The sequence below is a fragment of the Actinoplanes sp. ATCC 53533 genome (genome assembly GCF_003947245.1).
In genome coordinates this window covers 37,078-52,002 of the sequence record NZ_QHHV01000210.1, presented here as the reverse complement: position 1 = coordinate 52,002, position 14,925 = coordinate 37,078, and the positions used below count along the sequence as shown (strand labels likewise).

General features: G+C 72.0%; 11 protein-coding genes. 5 read left to right on the top strand and 6 right to left on the bottom strand.

Features of this window, described 5'->3' with window-relative positions; all coding sequences use genetic code 11:
* Window positions 1–18: 18 nt before the first annotated feature.
* The 5 genes from DMB66_RS47870 to DMB66_RS47850 all read right to left on the bottom strand — a co-directional run bounded on the left by DMB66_RS47870 (window position 19) and on the right by DMB66_RS47850 (window position 5,728).
* Complete coding sequence (locus DMB66_RS47870; protein WP_233625350.1) at window positions 19–765, bottom strand: bifunctional 2-polyprenyl-6-hydroxyphenol methylase/3-demethylubiquinol 3-O-methyltransferase UbiG; 747 nt, start codon at window positions 763–765, stop codon at window positions 19–21.
* The gene (locus DMB66_RS47865; protein ID WP_125810763.1) at window positions 762–1,913 is read right to left on the bottom strand and encodes a DegT/DnrJ/EryC1/StrS aminotransferase family protein; all 1,152 of its coding nucleotides are present in this window, start codon (window positions 1,911–1,913) and stop codon (window positions 762–764) included. Before DMB66_RS47865 ends, DMB66_RS47870 begins: the two co-directional genes overlap by 4 nt.
* A 1-nt stretch (window position 1,914) precedes the next feature.
* The gene (locus tag DMB66_RS47860; protein ID WP_125810762.1) at window positions 1,915–3,243 is read right to left on the bottom strand and encodes a nucleotide disphospho-sugar-binding domain-containing protein; all 1,329 of its coding nucleotides are present in this window, start codon (window positions 3,241–3,243) and stop codon (window positions 1,915–1,917) included.
* A 77-nt stretch (window positions 3,244–3,320) separates the two neighbouring features.
* Window positions 3,321–3,692, bottom strand: a complete 372-nt coding sequence (locus DMB66_RS47855; RefSeq protein ID WP_125810761.1) for a hypothetical protein — start codon at window positions 3,690–3,692, stop codon at window positions 3,321–3,323.
* 11 nt (window positions 3,693–3,703) lie between these two features.
* Window positions 3,704–5,728, bottom strand: coding sequence for a peptidase S8 (locus DMB66_RS47850; protein WP_125810760.1), 2,025 nt, complete (start codon window positions 5,726–5,728; stop codon window positions 3,704–3,706).
* 186 nt (window positions 5,729–5,914) lie between these two features.
* Between DMB66_RS47850 and DMB66_RS47845 the strand changes: the two genes are divergently transcribed.
* Window positions 5,915–7,159 carry a class I SAM-dependent methyltransferase gene (locus tag DMB66_RS47845; protein WP_125810759.1) on the top strand — a complete coding sequence of 415 codons (1,245 nt, stop codon included), beginning with the start codon at window positions 5,915–5,917 and terminating at the stop codon, window positions 7,157–7,159.
* Between the two features lie 57 nt (window positions 7,160–7,216).
* On the opposite strand, the gene DMB66_RS47840 is transcribed toward DMB66_RS47845, so the two are convergent.
* Complete coding sequence (locus tag DMB66_RS47840) at window positions 7,217–8,824, bottom strand: MFS transporter (RefSeq protein ID WP_125810758.1); 1,608 nt, start codon at window positions 8,822–8,824, stop codon at window positions 7,217–7,219.
* A gap of 206 nt (window positions 8,825–9,030) precedes the next feature.
* Between DMB66_RS47840 and DMB66_RS47835 the strand changes: the two genes are divergently transcribed.
* From DMB66_RS47835 to DMB66_RS47820, 4 genes are all read left to right on the top strand, one after another.
* Complete coding sequence (locus DMB66_RS47835) at window positions 9,031–12,261, top strand: BTAD domain-containing putative transcriptional regulator (RefSeq protein WP_125810757.1); 3,231 nt, start codon at window positions 9,031–9,033, stop codon at window positions 12,259–12,261.
* Between the two features lie 127 nt (window positions 12,262–12,388).
* Window positions 12,389–13,444, top strand: a complete 1,056-nt coding sequence (locus DMB66_RS47830; RefSeq protein WP_125810756.1) for a glucose-1-phosphate thymidylyltransferase — start codon at window positions 12,389–12,391, stop codon at window positions 13,442–13,444.
* Window positions 13,445–13,591: 147 nt separating this feature from the next.
* Entirely contained in the window at window positions 13,592–14,341 is a 750-nt protein-coding gene (locus DMB66_RS47825; RefSeq protein WP_125810755.1) for a helix-turn-helix transcriptional regulator, read from the top strand.
* A complete protein-coding gene (locus tag DMB66_RS47820) occupies window positions 14,341–14,871 on the top strand; it encodes an NUDIX domain-containing protein (protein ID WP_125810754.1) in 531 nt (176 codons plus the stop codon). The genes DMB66_RS47825 and DMB66_RS47820 overlap by 1 nt, the downstream gene beginning before the upstream one ends.
* Window positions 14,872–14,925: the final 54 nt, after the last annotated feature.

Genomic DNA, 14,925 nt, shown 5'->3' with positions numbered 1-14,925 from the left:
CCGGCGGGGCGGTCCCGGTCAGGCGGATGCTGCCGGGGCCACCCCGTCGCCGGCGATGCCCACGAACAATCCCCGGCCGGACTGCACATCCGGTAGGTACTCCACGGTGCAGCCGGCCCGGGCGAAGGCGTCTTCGTACTCGCCGCGTGCCCACAGCCCGAAGAGCTGCCGCTCCGAGAAGTGCCGGATTCCCGCGGCGCCGGCCACCACGTAGTGGCTCTCGACGCACGCGGCCCGGTCCAGCCTCTCGGTGCGTGACACCCGTGAGATCGTCCGGTCGGCGCCGCGGATGATGTCCGCGGCGACGTGCCCGTCGAGGAACCGCTCGGGGAAATACCACGGTTCCACGACGAGCACACCGGCCGGGTTCAGGTGCGCGGTCATCCGGGCGACCGCACGGCACATCGCCTCCACCGACGGCAGGTACGCCACGGCGGTGGACAGCGAGATCACCGCGTCGAAGCGACACCCCAGGGCGAGCTCGGCCATGTCGCCCACGTGCACGTCGACGCCGGGCAGCTTCGCCCGGGCCACACCGACCATGGCCTCCGACAGGTCGACGCCTGCCACCCGGTCGAACAGCCCGCGCAGAGCGCGCAGGTGCTCGCCGGTGCCGCAACCGACGTCGAGCAGCGACGACGCGGCGGGACGACGGGCCCGGATCAGCTGCGCCACGCCGGCTGCCTCGGCCGGGAAATCCTGGCCGCGGGTGCCGTAGACCAGGTCGTACACCTCGGCGAGGTCGGCGCCGAACACCTCGCTCACCCGGCCCGCGCCGGAACCAGCCGGCGTTCGACGGCCGTCCGCAGCGCCTCGGCGACCCGCCGGACCTCGGCGTCGGACAGGCTCTGGTGCGCCGGGAGCAGCAGGGTGGTGCGAGCCGCCTCGTCCGTGCCGGGCAGGTCGGCGCCGCCGAAGATCGGCACCCGGTGCAGCGGGGCGTACCGGAAGGTGGTGTAGATGTGCTGGCCGAGCAGTTCCTCGGCGACCGCGTCACGGACCGGCTCGGGCATCTGGACCGCGTAGAAGTAGTGAGACGTGGTGTGCCCGGCCGGCAGCGGCGCCGGCAACCGCAGGCCGCCGACGTCGTGCAGCAGGTCGTCGTAGGCCTGCGCGATCTGCCGGCGGCGCCGCACGAAGCCGGGCAGCCGGGCCAGTTGGACGCTGCCGATCGCGGCGGTCATGTCGTTGCCGATCAGCCGCCGGCCGGGCTCGTCGAGGTGCAGATCCCACCACCGGCGGGCGCCCTTGGCCGCTGTGGTGAAGGAACTGCGGTCCTGGAGCCCGTGGTAGGCGAGCCGGTTCGCGCGCCGGGCCAGGTCCGGGTCGCGGACGTACAGCATCCCGCCGTCACCGGTGGTGATGATCTTGCGGGAGTCGAAGCTCCACACGGCGAGGTCGCCGAACGAGCCCACCCGGCGCCCGTCGACCGTGGAGACCGGCGCACAGGCCGCGTCCTCGATCAGCGGGATGCCGCGGCGGCGGCACAGGTCCGCGATCGCCACGACGTCGCCGGGCGCGCCGCCGTAGTGCAGCAGCATGACGGCCTTCGTCCGAGGGCCGAGCACCCGCTCCACGTCGGACACCGTGGGGTTGAGCGTGCGCGGGTCGACGTCGCAGAACACCGGGCGGGCCCCGCCGGCGAGCACCGCGTTGGCATTGGCCACGAAGCCCTGCGACGGCACCACGACTTCGTCGCCCGGTCCCGGACCGAGCAGGTCGACGGCGAGAAACAGGCCGGACGTCGCCGAGTTGAGGAAGATCATCGACTCGGCGGGCACGCCGACGTGCGCCGCGAACTCCGCCTCGAACCGGGCCGACCGGGGGCCGTAACCGACCCAGTTCGAGGCGAACGTCTCCGCGATCGCCGCGAGTTCGGCCTGCCCGAGGTCGGGCTGGAAGACGTTGATCACGTCAGGCCACCCTCCGCTCGAGCCCGGCGACCACCTCGTGGGGATCGGGTGCCGCCAGGTAGTCGGCGCGCAGAGTGGCCGCACCGGCGGCATACGCCCGGTCGGTCAGCATCCGGGCCACCTGCTCCTGGATCGCCTGGGCCGACGGCCGGCCGATGTCGAGCACCTCACCGGCATGCCGGGCGGTCACGTGCCGGACGGTGACCGGGGACGCGGCGTGTTTGGTGGCACCCATGGCCTCGCCGTCCTCGGCCACCGCGTTGACGGCGGCCTCCGGCGAATCGGTGACGAGTTGCGGCACACCGGTCGCGGCCGCGGCCGCGAAGCTCGCGAACCCGCCGTGGTGGATCAGCGTCCGGCAGGTCGGCACGAGCTGGTTGAGCGGCAGGTAGTCGACCGCACGCACGTTGGGCGGCACCGAGTCCACCTGGGCGAGTTGCTTGGCGTTGAGCGTCGCCACCACCTCGACGTCCAGTTCCGACACCGCGTTCAGCAGGGCCGGGATGTGGTTCCAGCCGCCCTCCAGGTAGCGCCGCCACGACAGGCCCAGCGAGATGGCCACCCGCGGGCGCTCGGGGACCGGGTAGAGCCAGTCCGGCGACGGGGTCTGCTGCGAGTAGGGGATCCAGCGCACCGACTCCGTCGGGGTGTCCACCGCGAGCCGCATCGCCTCGGGGAGCGGGGTGATCGTGAACTGGCCGCGCAACAGCTCCGCGTCCAGCTCCACGCCGTGCCGCTCGGCCACCGGGGCCATGGTCTCCAGCATCGGGTCACGCGCGTCGGCGGCGGTCAGTTCGCCGGCCCGGCCGGCCATCAGGTCGATCGAGTACACCCAGTAGTCGGGGGCGGTGATGAAGCGGGCCTGTATGGCACCGGCGGCGCGGGCGGCGACCGCCGCGCCCGGGAAACAGGGATCCCACAGCACGAGGTCGGGCTTCCAGGCCCGCGCGAACTCGACCAGTTCGTCCATGACCGGCTGCGGCTGCGACGGCGACGCCCCGTACGGATGGAAGTCCCACATCGCCGGCAGCATGAACTGACTGAACGAGTCCCAGGCCTCCTGCTCGTCGGCGGCGATGCCGAGAGCCTCGGTGGTCTTGGCGACAGCGGCCCGCTCGGTCACGTACGGCCGCCCGGGGCCCATCGGCGTCGGCAACCGCGCCGCGTCGCCCAGCGGCACCGCGGTCAACCCCACCGCCGTGGTGGCGTCGGCGATGTCAGGATGCGCCGGTACGCACACCTCGTGCCCGGCGCTCTGCAACGACCAGGCCAGCGGCACGATCGGGTAGAGGTGGGACGGGTTCGGCCAGATCGGGAACATGATCCGCATCTCGGGTCTCCTTCGCTGATGAGACGAAACTCGCACGGTTTCCGCCGCGGGTGGGCTCGGTCGTCGGATCACGTCGGTCAGCAGCGGACGACGACCTGCGGGGTGCTGAGGTTGAACGCCATGTTCGGGTCGAACTGGACGGCGCTCCAGATTTGTTCGCCGCCGCCACGGCAGTGCCGGTCGATGCGGCCGGAGGTGCCGGGCATCAGCACGACCTCGGTGCTGGAGTGCCACGCCGAGCCGCGGCCGGCCTCGTGCCGGACGAGCCACAGCGTCGTCGGGGCGGCGCAGTCGTTGCGGGCCTCGGTCCAGACCCGGAACCCGTCGCGGGCCGGCGTGGCGGGCAGGGTGATGCAGGCGGCGGCCCCGCCTGCGGCGATCTTCGGCGCCGGCGCCGTGATGCCGCCGACGAGCAGCGCGATCGAGACCAGCGCGAGGGCGATCTTCATGGCAGGCCTCCTCAGCCGTGGAATCTCAGGGCGTCGTGGATGGTCTGGTCGACGGCGTTGCCGCGGTCGTCGGCGAACCGGGCGCGCAGGGCCAGGCTGTCAGCGCCGGCCGGCCGGCTGATCTCGGCGACGTAGCCGCGCGGCCCGCCGCTGCTGACCCGGGCGGGTTGCCAGGTCGCGCCGCCGTCGGCGGAGACGTCGACGGTCAGCCGGGCCGGGGCGCCGACCTCGGCCTCCGGCTGCGACTCCACCGACACCGGGACGCGCAGCACACCGGAGCCGGGCAACCGGTTCGTCTCGTCGACGGCGGGGAAGTAGCGCACCACCCACAGCGGCAGTGGCACCGGTGCGGCGCTCCCGGCTTCGGCAGTGAACGACCAGGTGACGTCGACCTTGCTGGACATCGGGAACATCGAGGCGCGTTCGGAGACATTGTGCACCCGGTACGCCGCCCGTCCCGGCGGCACGGTGACGGTGAGCTGACCGCCGGCCGAGCCGCCGAGCGACCTGCCGTCGCGGAACACCTCGGTCGACGCCCGGTCGGAACGGGAGCCGGCCCGGTGGTTCTCCTGGTCGGTGAAGAGCGGCGCGCCGAACCACAATCGGTCGCCGTGCACGGCGGCATGGTCGGGGCGGAACAGGTACGGCCCGAACACTCCGGCGTTCCAGCGGTCGGTGTAGTGGCGGCCGGCCGCGAACGCCCGGTAGTCGGAGCCCATCGCGGTGGAGTACACGTGCTCGCCGTTCAAGGTGATCTGCTCGCCGAACGAGCCGGACCACTGCGTGTCGCGGGTGTCCAGCAGGTGTGTGACGGTCGCCGGGAGGTCGTACGGCAGCAGCGCACCGGAGACCGCCGCGTAGCCGGTGGCCAGCCCGTACCAGCCCTTGGTGCCCTGCCGTCCGGGCCCCTGGGTGAGATGGCGCGACGTCAGCTGGGCCAGGTCGCGATCGGAGACGTCCCGGTCGAAGCCGGTGAAGAACCCACCGCCACGGGTGTTCAGCAGGTTGTAGGTGTACGGGGTGTTCCGGAAGTCGCCGCGCGGCCCGGGGCGGCCCCAGGTCGACGAGATGCCGGAGGTCATCTCGTCGGCGCCCACCGACGGTCCGAGCTGCGCGGTGAACAGTTTGCCGAACGTCGACGAGGTGAGCGACAACGAGTGCACCTTTCCGTCGCCGTAGTGCCGGTCGAATCCGAGGTCGACGAGGGCCGGCCGGGCGTCGCGGCGCTGCACCGTGGTGGTCACCGGCCGGGTTCTCCGCGCATCCACGGTGACCGTCAGGTCACTGTGGAGGGTCAGCGTCGGCTGCACCAGCCGGTGCCAGTTCGACTGCGCGTCGATGACGTCGCCGACCAGCGTGTACCGGCCGGCCGGCAGCTCGGCGGTGGCGACGCCGTCGCGCACGGTCAGATACTCGCGCAGCTCCGCGTCCAGGCCCAGCACCTGCGCCTCGGCGTCGGTGGCCGGCCGCCCGTCGCGTCCGATGTGCCGCACGGTCAGCGTGTGGGTCGGGGCCGGCGAACCGGCTTCGGGCGGCTGCGGCACGTCCAGTCGCAGGGCCGCGCCGGGCCCGCCGGTCAGCGAGGACGCCAGCCGTGGCCAGGACGCCGCGGCTGTCGACTTGGCCACGGCCGCGGCGGCGCCTCCGGGTAGGCGCACCGGCAGGTCCGTTCGGCTGGCGTCGTCGTACCCGGCGTCGGTCATCGCGGTGACGTCGAACAGACTCCGGTCCAGGCGGCCGGCGGCGACCAGCCCCCGGACGTCCTCGGGCACCACGTTCACCCGGCCGTCGACGCGGTCGGCGGCGAACCGCACGCCCTCCCGGCCCGGTGCCGGGTTGATCCGCACCCGCCCGGTGTCCGTGGACACACTCACCCGGTCACCGGTGACCAGCGTGACGTGCCGGTCACCGACGGAGGCCGCCGGGGCGTCCCGGGTGTCACTCGGTGGACCGTTCAGCGCCGCCAGGAAGCCCGAGGCGCCGACCAGGCCGGCGACCGAAATGACGGAGAGGGCAGAGGAACGACCCCGACGCATCGTGCTGACCTCCTGCTGACCGGGAACAACAATCCATGCGATCGTCGCCGCGTCCCGGACCGCGGCGCATCTTCCATATTGCGATCCACGGTGGATACCGGAACGGCATCTTGAAAGGTGCGGCGCCGAGCGGCGCGGAGGAACGCTGAAGCCACCTGCTGCCGATTTTCCGGAATGGTGATCGACATGACCGATGGCAACAACAAGGCCGGAACGTTCCCCTGCCGAATCTGCGGGGGAACGGTGAGGGAATGGTTCGACTTCGGTCCGCAGCCGATTTCGAACGCGTTCACGTCCGCCGATGACCCCGCGGCCCTGGTCCGCTATGACCTGGTCGTCGGCCTGTGCGACGGCTGCACGATGGTGCAGCAGCGCGAGGAATGCGCGCGGGAGGAGATGTTCCGGCCCGACTACCCTTACCGCGCATCCGGATCGGCGCTGATGTGCAAGTACTTCGAGGAAGTGGCCGAGCACCTGGTGAGCACCGAGCTGACCGGGCCCGACCCGTTCCTGGTGGAGATCGGCAGCAACGACGGCGTCATGCTGCGCACCGTCCGCTCGGCCGGGATCCGGCATCTCGGCGTCGACCCGTCCCGTGACGCCGCCGAGGTGGCCGCGGCCGAAGGGGTACGGGTCCGGGTGGATTTCTTCGAGGAGTCCACGGCCGCGTCGATCCGCGCCGACGAGGGCGCCGCGGACGTCATCTTCTCCGCGAACACGATCAGCCACATCTCGTACATCGACTCGATCCTGCGCGGGGTGGCCACTCTGCTCGCCCCGCGCGGCGTCTTCGTCTTCGAGGACCGCTACCTGGGCGACATCGTCGAGCGCTCCTGTTTCGACCAGCTCTACGACGAGCACTTCTACCTGTTCGCCGCGCGGTCCGTGCAGGCGATGCTGGCGCGGTTCGGCCTGGAACTCGTCGATGTCGAGCACCGGGACGTGCACGGTGGCACGGTCCGCTACACGGTCGCGCTGGCCGGCGCACGCACCCCCACCCCGGCGGTGGCCACCATGCTCGAGCGGGAACGCCGCCAGGGACTGGCCGAGTTCGCCACCTACGAGGCTTTCGCCACCCGGATCGACACCATCCGCGACGAGCTCGTCGCGCTGCTGACCCGGCTGCACGACGAGGGCAAGCGCGTGGTCGGCTACGGCGCCACGTCCAAGAGCGCCACCGTCACGAACTACTGCGGGATCGGACCCGAGCTCGTGCCGTTCGTCTGCGACTCCACCGCGGCCAAGCAGGGCCGCCTGGCACCCGGCTCCGGCATCCCGGTCCGGCCGCAGGAGGTCTTCAGCGACCCGTACCCCGCATACGCGCTGCTGTTCGCGTGGAACCACGCCGACGAGATCATGACCAAGGAGCACACCTTCGCCGAACGGGGTGGCCGGTGGATCCAGTACGTCCCCACCGTGCACATCTCCTGACTCCGGACGGCAGGAACCGGGGCGACCATCGGTCGCCCCGGTTCCTGCCGTCCGGAGTCACCTCCGCGCGGCGGCGTCCTCCTGCACGCCCGCCCGGGAATCCGGACCGGCTTCGGCGTCTGGCTCCGCACCGCCCGCCGGGGCGACCTCGCGCAGCAGCACCACGGCCAGGATCGCGTAGAGGACCATGGCCACGGCGGCCACCACGGCGACCACGTGCAGGCTGCCGGCGAACGCGTCGCGCGCGGCGTCGAGCAGCTGGGTGCCCAGGTCGGCGGGAACGGAGGTGGCTGCGTCGGCCGCCGCGGGCAGGCTGTCGCGGGCGCCCTCCGCGGCGGTGCCGGGGACTCCGGACGGGACCGCGTCGGTCATCCGGGACTGGTAGACGGCGGTGCTGAGGCTGCCGAGGACCGCGACACCGAAGGCGATGCCCAGCTCACCGTTGGTCTCCGACAACGCGGACGCGGCGCCGGCCTTCTCCGGCGGTGCCGACCCCACGACGAGCTGGGTGCTGAGCACCCCCAGCGGGCTGGTGCCCGCGAACGCGATCGCGTACCCGGCGACGAGCACCGGAATTCCGCCGGGGCTGTTCGCCTGGGTCAGCAGCAGCAGGCCCACGGTGGTGACGAGCAGACCGCCCGCGATGACGAACGCCGGATTGATCCTGGCCGCCAGACCCGGCGCGGCCATGTTGCCGATGATCGCCAGCACGAAGGACGGCACCAGCCACAGCCCGGCGGCCAGCGGCGACAGCCCCGCCACCTGCTGCAGGTAGATCGACACCAGCAGGGTGATGCCGCCCATCGTGGCCGACGCCAGCAGCGCGACGCCGAGCGCGGCCCGCAGCGCCCGGTTGCGGAACAGGCCGAGATCCAGCAGCGGGTGCTCGAGCCGGCGCTGGCGAACGACGAACGCCACCCCGAAGGCGATACCGGCCAGGAGCGCCACGATGGCCTTCGCACCGACACCCTCGGCGGCGATGGTCTTCACGCTGTAAACCACCGGCAGCAGCGTGGCCAGCGACAGCAGCGCGCTGAGCAGGTCCAGCCGGCCCGCCTCCGGCGCCTTGTACTCCGGCAGCAGGACCGGGCCGAGGATCAACAGCGGCAGCATGACCGGCAGCCCGATGAGGAACACCGAGCCCCACCAGAACGAGCCGAGCAACGCGCCGCCGACCACCGGGCCGATCGCCATGCCGCCCATGAAGCAGCTCATCCAGACGCCGATCGCGAGACCCTGCTGCTTCGGGTCCTTGAACATGTTGCTGATCAGCGCCAGCAGCGACGGCATCAGCGTGGCACCCGAGACGCCCAGCAGCGCACGCGCCGCGATGAGCATCTCGGGACTGGACGCGTAGGCCGCCGCCACCGACGCCGCCCCGAAGCAGGCCGCGCCGATCAGCAGCAGCTTGCGCCGCCCGATCCGGTCACCGAGCGTGCCCCAGGTGAGAAGGAACCCGGCGATCATGAAGCCGTAGATGTCCACGATCCACAACTGTTCGGTGCTGGTCGCACCGAGCGCGGCGCTCAGATGGGGTAGCGCCAGATTCAGCACGCTGATGTCGAGGGAGAGCAGGAGGGTGGGCAGGGCCAGCACGACCAGGCCGATCCATTCCCGCCGGCCGGCGCGCGGCGGCGCCTCCCCGGCCGTGACGTTCGCGTTCATAGTCGTCCTTTCGTTGCTCCGGTTGGTACCCCCGCGTCGGCACTCGTACGGGTGTGTCCCGCGCTCTGTGTCCTTCCGTGCCCGGCCGCGCCCGCGTCACACCCCAGCCTGGGCTCCGGCGCTGTCGGACCGTTGTCGGTGCGCTGTCGGCAGTGCGCCGGGGTGTCCTGGTTTCGCAGGTCACGCCGTCGCGCTACGGTTACCGGGTGTATTTCCGGATACTCGGCCCGCTGGAGGTACGGACCAGCCGGGGCACACCGGTTCCCGTACCCGAGATGAAGGTCCGGGTGCTGCTGGCCGATCTGCTGGCCCACCAGGGACGGCCGGTTCCGATCGACACGCTCGTCGCCGACCTGTGGGGTGACGAGACCCCGCGGAATCCGGTCAGCGCCCTGCAGCTGAAGGTGTCCCGGCTACGCCGCGTCCTCGATGACGCCGAACCCGGCGCGCGGGCCACCGTGGTCTCCCAGCCGCCCGGCTACCTGCTCCGCGCCGAGCCCGGCACGACCGACACCGCGGTCTTCGCCGACCTGACCGAGCGGGCGAGGGCTGCCGACGACCCCCGAAGCCGCGCCGGCCTGCTCGCCGAGGCCCTGAGCCTGTGGCGCGGGCCGGCGCTCGCCGACTTCGCCACCTGGGAGTTCGCCCGGCCGGTCACCGCCCGGCTGGAGGAGCAGCGACTGACCACCCTCGAACTGCACGCCGACGCACGGCTGCGACTGGGCGAGGGCGAGGCACTCGTCGCCGAGCTCGGTGACCTCGTCGCGCAGCACCCGTACCGGGAAGGCCTGCGGGCCCTGCACATGCGCGCCCTCTACGCCGCCGGACGGCAGAGCGAGGCTCTCGCCGCCTACCGTGAGTTGCACGCCCGCCTCGCCGGCGAGCTCGGCGTCGAGCCGGGCCCGGACGTCGTCGAGCTGCACCGGTCGATGCTGCGGCAGGACCCCGCCCTGGCTCCTGCGCCGGCACGCCATGCCAGCAACCTGTCCAACCCCCTCACCGACCTGCTCGGCCGCGGTGACGCCGCCGCCGAGGTCACCACCCGGATGGCGACCGAACGCCTGCTCACCCTGGTCGGGCCGGGTGGCGTCGGCAAGACCCGGCTGGCCGTGCACGTCGCCCGGGAACGGCTCGCGTCCTACCCCGACGGTGTGTGGATGGTCGAGCTCGCCCCGCTGGGTCGGGCCGGCGCCTCCGACGGCATCGGCGCGGTCACCACCGCGATCGGCACCGTCCTGGGCCTCCGCGAGACCGTCGCGGGCGGGCGCCCCCTGGACCCCGTCGCTCACCTGGCCCAGGCCATCGACGGCAAGCGCATGCTGCTCGTGCTGGACAACTGCGAGCATCTCATCGACGCCGTGGCCACCGTGGCACGGGCATTGCTCACCGCCTGTCCCCATCTGTGGATCCTCGCCACCAGCAGGGAAACCCTCGGCGTGGCCGGCGAGACCCTGTGGCCGGTCCCGCCGCTGGGCCTGCCGCCGGTCGGCGAGACCGACCCCGGCGTGCTGCTGCGGTACGGTGCCGTCCAGCTCTTCGTGGCCCGGGTCGCCGCCACCATCCCCGGCTTCCACCTCGACGCCGGCAACGCCGCCGACGTCGCCGTCCTCTGCCGCCGGCTCGACGGCATCGCCCTCGCCCTGGAACTTGCTGCCACCAAGGTGCGCGCGCTGGGCGTCAAGGCCATGGTGGAACGACTCGACGACCGGTTCCGCCTGCTCGCCGCCGGCCACCGGGGCACCTCACCGCGCCAGCAGACCCTCCGCGGCATGATCGACTGGAGCTGGGACCTGCTCGGCGAGCCGGACCGACTTGTGCTGCGCCGGCTCGCGTTGCACGCCGACGGTTGCACCCTCGAGGCCGCCGAGGCCACCTGCTCAGGCGGCGAGGGCGATGTCCTCGACCCGCTCACCCGGCTGGTCGACCGGTGCATGGTGTTCACCAGCGACAGTCCCGCCGGTCCGCGCTACCGGCTGATGGAATCGGTCGCCGAGTACTGCCTCGGCCGCATCCGCGAGGAGGACGACCTCGACGCTGCCCGCCGCCGCTACCTCGACTACTACCGCGGCCTCGCCGAACGCGCCGACGGCCACCTGCACGGCGCCGACCAGGAACATTGGCTCGCCCTCCTCGACGCCGAGAGCGCCAACCTGCGCGCGGCCCACGAGCACGCGGTGCGGGACGGCCTCGTCGACGACGCGCTGGGCCTGGCCAACGCGCTCACCTGGTATTGGTTCCTGCGCGGACGGCTGCGGGACGGACTGGACCGGCTCGACGCCGCACTGGCCATGCCCGGCCCGATGATGACCGCGGCCCGCGCCCGCGCCGCGGTGTGGCGGGCCGGCTTCGCCATAGTCGCCGGCGAGCACGCCGAAGCCATCGACGCCGGCGGCAAAGCCCTCGAACTGTACGAAGGGCTCGGCGACCCGCTCGGCTACGCCCGGGCCCAGTGGTTCCTCGGCTTCGTGCAGGCCGACTTCGGCGACCTCGCCACCAGCGCCGACCTGGTGCGCCACGCTCTCGACGACTTCCGCCGCTGCGACGACCGGTGGGGCGAGGCCGCCGCCCTCAGCACGCTCGCCAAGGATGGCATGGTCCGCGGCGACCTCACCGCCCTGCGGGAGCACGGCGAACGCAGCGCCGCCCTCTTCCGCGACCTCGGCGACCGGTGGGGTGAGCTGCAGGCCACCGATTCCCTGGCCACCCTCGCCGAGATCCGCGGCGACCACGAGCGGGCCGCCCGGATGCACCGCGACGGCCTGCGCATCGCCGAACGCCTCGGCCTGTGGCCGGAGGCCTCCAGCCGGCTGTCCTGGCTCGGCCGCATCGCGATGCTGCGCGGCGACTACTCCGAGGCTCGCGACCTTCACGAACGCGCCCGCCTGCTCGCCGTCGAACAGGGCTGGAAACCGGGCGAGGTCTTCGCCGAGATGGGACTGGGCATCACCGCCCGCCGGGCCGGCCGCCGCGACGACGCGCGGCGGCACCTGCACGCCGTGCTGGGCTGGCTGCCCCGCCGCGACTACGACCGCGCCCACACCCTGCCGCTCGCCCTCGTCCTGCCCGAGTTGGGTTTCCTCGCCGAACAGGACGGCGACGCCGCGGCCGCGCAGGCCCTGCATCTGGAAGCCCTGAGCGTGGCCCGCCACCTGCGCGACGATCCGCGCGGCGCGGTGCTCGCCGTGGAGGGCCTCGCCGCCGCACAGGCCCTCGCCGGCCGTCACCGCCTCGCCGCCCGACTGCTCGGCTCGGCCGCCGCCCGCCGCGCCCAGGCCCCGGCGCCGCTGTCGGCCGCCGAGCAGGCCGATGTCGACCGCGTGGCCGCGGCCGCCACCGCCGCCCTCGGCGCAGCGGAGTTCGCCGCCGAGCACGAGCGCGGCGCGCCGATGACCGCCGACGACTGCATCGACCTGGTGCTGGAGAGCCGCGCATTCTGAGAGAAACACCGTCGCGGGACGCCGGTACCATGGGATTTGCCATTCAATTCCGTCGCATTTCATCTCCGTCGCATTTCATCCGAGTCGGACTCCGTCCGGCAATTCCGCCTCGACCGGAGCGAGAAAGATGAAGGCACTGGTACTTTCCGGGGGCTCGGGAACACGACTACGACCCCTCAGCCATTCGCTTCCCAAACAATTGCTGCCGATCGCCGGAAGGCCCATCCTGGAGCACGCCCTGGACGGTATCCGGCGGCTTGGGATCACCGACATCGGCATCATCGTCGGCACGCCCGGCTCCGAGATCGAGGACGCCATCGGCTCCGGCGCGCGGTTCGGCGCGCGGATCACGTACGTCGTCCAGGACGAGCCCGCCGGCCTGGCCCACGCCGTCCGCGTCGCCCGGCCGTTCCTGGGCGACGACGACTTCGTCATGTACCTCGGCGACAACGTGCTGGCCGGCGGCCTCGACGAGATCGCCGGCGACTTCGCCCGCTGGCGGCCCGCCGCCCAGCTCGCCGCCTACCGGGTCCCCGACCCGTGGAATTTCGGCGTTGTCGAACTCGACGCCGACCATCGGGTCGTCCGACTCTGCGAGAAGCCCGCCGAACCGCGCAGCGACCTGGCCCTCATCGGGGTCTACTTCTTCACCGCCGCCGTCCACCGGGCGGTCGACGCGATCCGGCCCAGCGCCCGCGGCGAACTGGAGATCACCGACGCGGTGCAGTGGATGCTCGACCGCGGCGACCCGGTCCGGGTCAGGGAGCACACCGGCTACTGGCGGGACGCCGGGAAACCGGAGGACGTGCTCGAGTGCAACCGGCAGTTGCTCGGCGAACTGCCGTCCCGGATCGTCGGTACGGTCGACGCGGCCAGCCGGCTCGGCTCGCGGGTCGTGGTGGAGCCCGGCGCCCGGGTGCTGCGCTGCTCCGTCGAAGGACCCGCCATCATCGGGGCGGGCAGCGTCGTCGAGGACAGCTGGATCGGGCCGTACACGGCCATCGGACGCGACTGCACCGTCCGCGACAGCCGGGTCACCGACTCCATCCTGCTCGACCACGTCACCGTCGTCGGCGTCCACGGCTTGCACGGCTCCCTGGTCGGCCGGCGCGCCCAGGTCGCCGGCGCCGCCCAGCACCGGCTGCTGGTCGGCGACGACACCTCCATCGAGGTAGCCGCCTGAAGATGCCGGCACCACCGTAATGGAAAGCAGTGCTTGCCACTTCTCCGCAATTCTCGATATCTCCGCCGCTCGGCGCTCCGGCTAGTCTCGGCAATCAGTACGTGTCGATGAAACCGCTCCTACCCCACGTGGAAAGAGGGGAACACGATGCACAACAGCACCGAGAAGGCCGTCGAACGAGCGATCGACACCATGCGTATCGACATGTCGCAGCAACTGACCGTCGACGACATGGCCCGGGCCGCGATGTTCAGCAAGTTCCATTTCACGAGGGTCTTCCAGCGCGTCACCGGGGTCTCCCCCGGCCGATTCCTCTCGGCGATGCGACTCCAGGCCGCCAAGCGTCTGCTCGTCACCACCTCACTGAACGTCACCGACATCAGCATGCAGGTCGGTTACAACAGCGTCGGCACGTTCAGCACCCGCTTCTCCAAGAGCGTCGGCCTCTCCCCCACCGAGTTCCGCCGCACCGGCGGCTACGCGCCCCGGATTCCCACCAGCGCTCCGCCCACACCCGGCCGGACCCGTATCGCGGGCGGGATCTCCGCACCCGCGATATCCGACCGCCACACCATCTTCCTCGGGCTCTTCCCCCAGCCCATCCCGGAAGGCGCTCCGATCCGCTGCGCGGTGCTGCCCGAACCGGGCACCTTCCGCTTCGACGACGTCCCCGACGGCACCTGGTATCTGCTCTGCCATGCCATGGCCGGCGACGCCCTCGCCCTCGAACAGGATGACATCATGTGCGCCACTGTCGGCCCGATCCATAGCGACGGCAAGGGCGACGTGCTGCGCAACGTACCGCTCAAACGGGTCTCCAAGGCCGACCCGCCGGTGTTGCTCGCCCTCCTGGACACCCGCAAGGCCGCTCTTGACCGCCTCGCCGCGAGCGCCTGATGCGTTGGACCGTGCACAGCGAACGAAGCCTCTACCAGGACCGGTGGGTGCATCTCCGCAGCGCCGACGTGGAGCTGCCGAACGGCGATCGCCTGGACCACCGGCTGATCCACACCGCGGCGCCCGGCGCCGGCCTGCTTGTGATCGACGACGGCAGGGCCCTGCTCATCTGGCGGCACCGGTTCATCACCGACACCTACGGGTGGGAGATTCCCACCGGCATGATCGAGCCCGGCGAGGAACCGGCAGCGGCAGCGGTGCGGGAGGCCGAGGAGGAGACCGGCTGGCGTGCTGTCGGGCCGGTCGAACCGCTGCTGTACACCCAGCCGTTTCCCGGGCTGATGGCCTGCGAGGACCACTTGTTCCGCGCGGCCGGGGCCACCTACCTCGGACCGCCGGCGGACGACTTCGAGAGTGACAGAGTGGACTGGGTCCCGTTGGCCGAGGTGCCGACGCTGATCAGGAAGCGGCACATCAGTGCCGGAAGCACCCTCAACGCCCTGCTCTTGGTCCTCGCGCTCCGGAACTGACCCGGAACGGCGGTCGGGTGTCCCCGCCCCCGGCCGTCAACCGAGCTCGCGGCG

Excerpts from the sequence above, each read along its gene's own strand:
- DMB66_RS47860 (WP_125810762.1), bottom strand. The coding sequence starts at position 3,243 with ATGCGGATCATGTTCCCGATCTGGCCGAACCCGTCCCACCTCTACCCG.
- DMB66_RS47855 (WP_125810761.1), bottom strand. The coding sequence starts at position 3,692 with ATGAAGATCGCCCTCGCGCTGGTCTCGATCGCGCTGCTCGTCGGCGGC.
- DMB66_RS47850 (WP_125810760.1), bottom strand. The coding sequence starts at position 5,728 with ATGCGTCGGGGTCGTTCCTCTGCCCTCTCCGTCATTTCGGTCGCCGGC.
- DMB66_RS47845 (WP_125810759.1), top strand. The coding sequence starts at position 5,915 with ATGACCGATGGCAACAACAAGGCCGGAACGTTCCCCTGCCGAATCTGC.
- DMB66_RS47840 (WP_125810758.1), bottom strand. The coding sequence starts at position 8,824 with ATGAACGCGAACGTCACGGCCGGGGAGGCGCCGCCGCGCGCCGGCCGG.
- DMB66_RS47830 (WP_125810756.1), top strand. The coding sequence starts at position 12,389 with ATGAAGGCACTGGTACTTTCCGGGGGCTCGGGAACACGACTACGACCC.
- DMB66_RS47825 (WP_125810755.1), top strand. The coding sequence starts at position 13,592 with ATGCACAACAGCACCGAGAAGGCCGTCGAACGAGCGATCGACACCATG.
- DMB66_RS47820 (WP_125810754.1), top strand. The coding sequence starts at position 14,341 with ATGCGTTGGACCGTGCACAGCGAACGAAGCCTCTACCAGGACCGGTGG.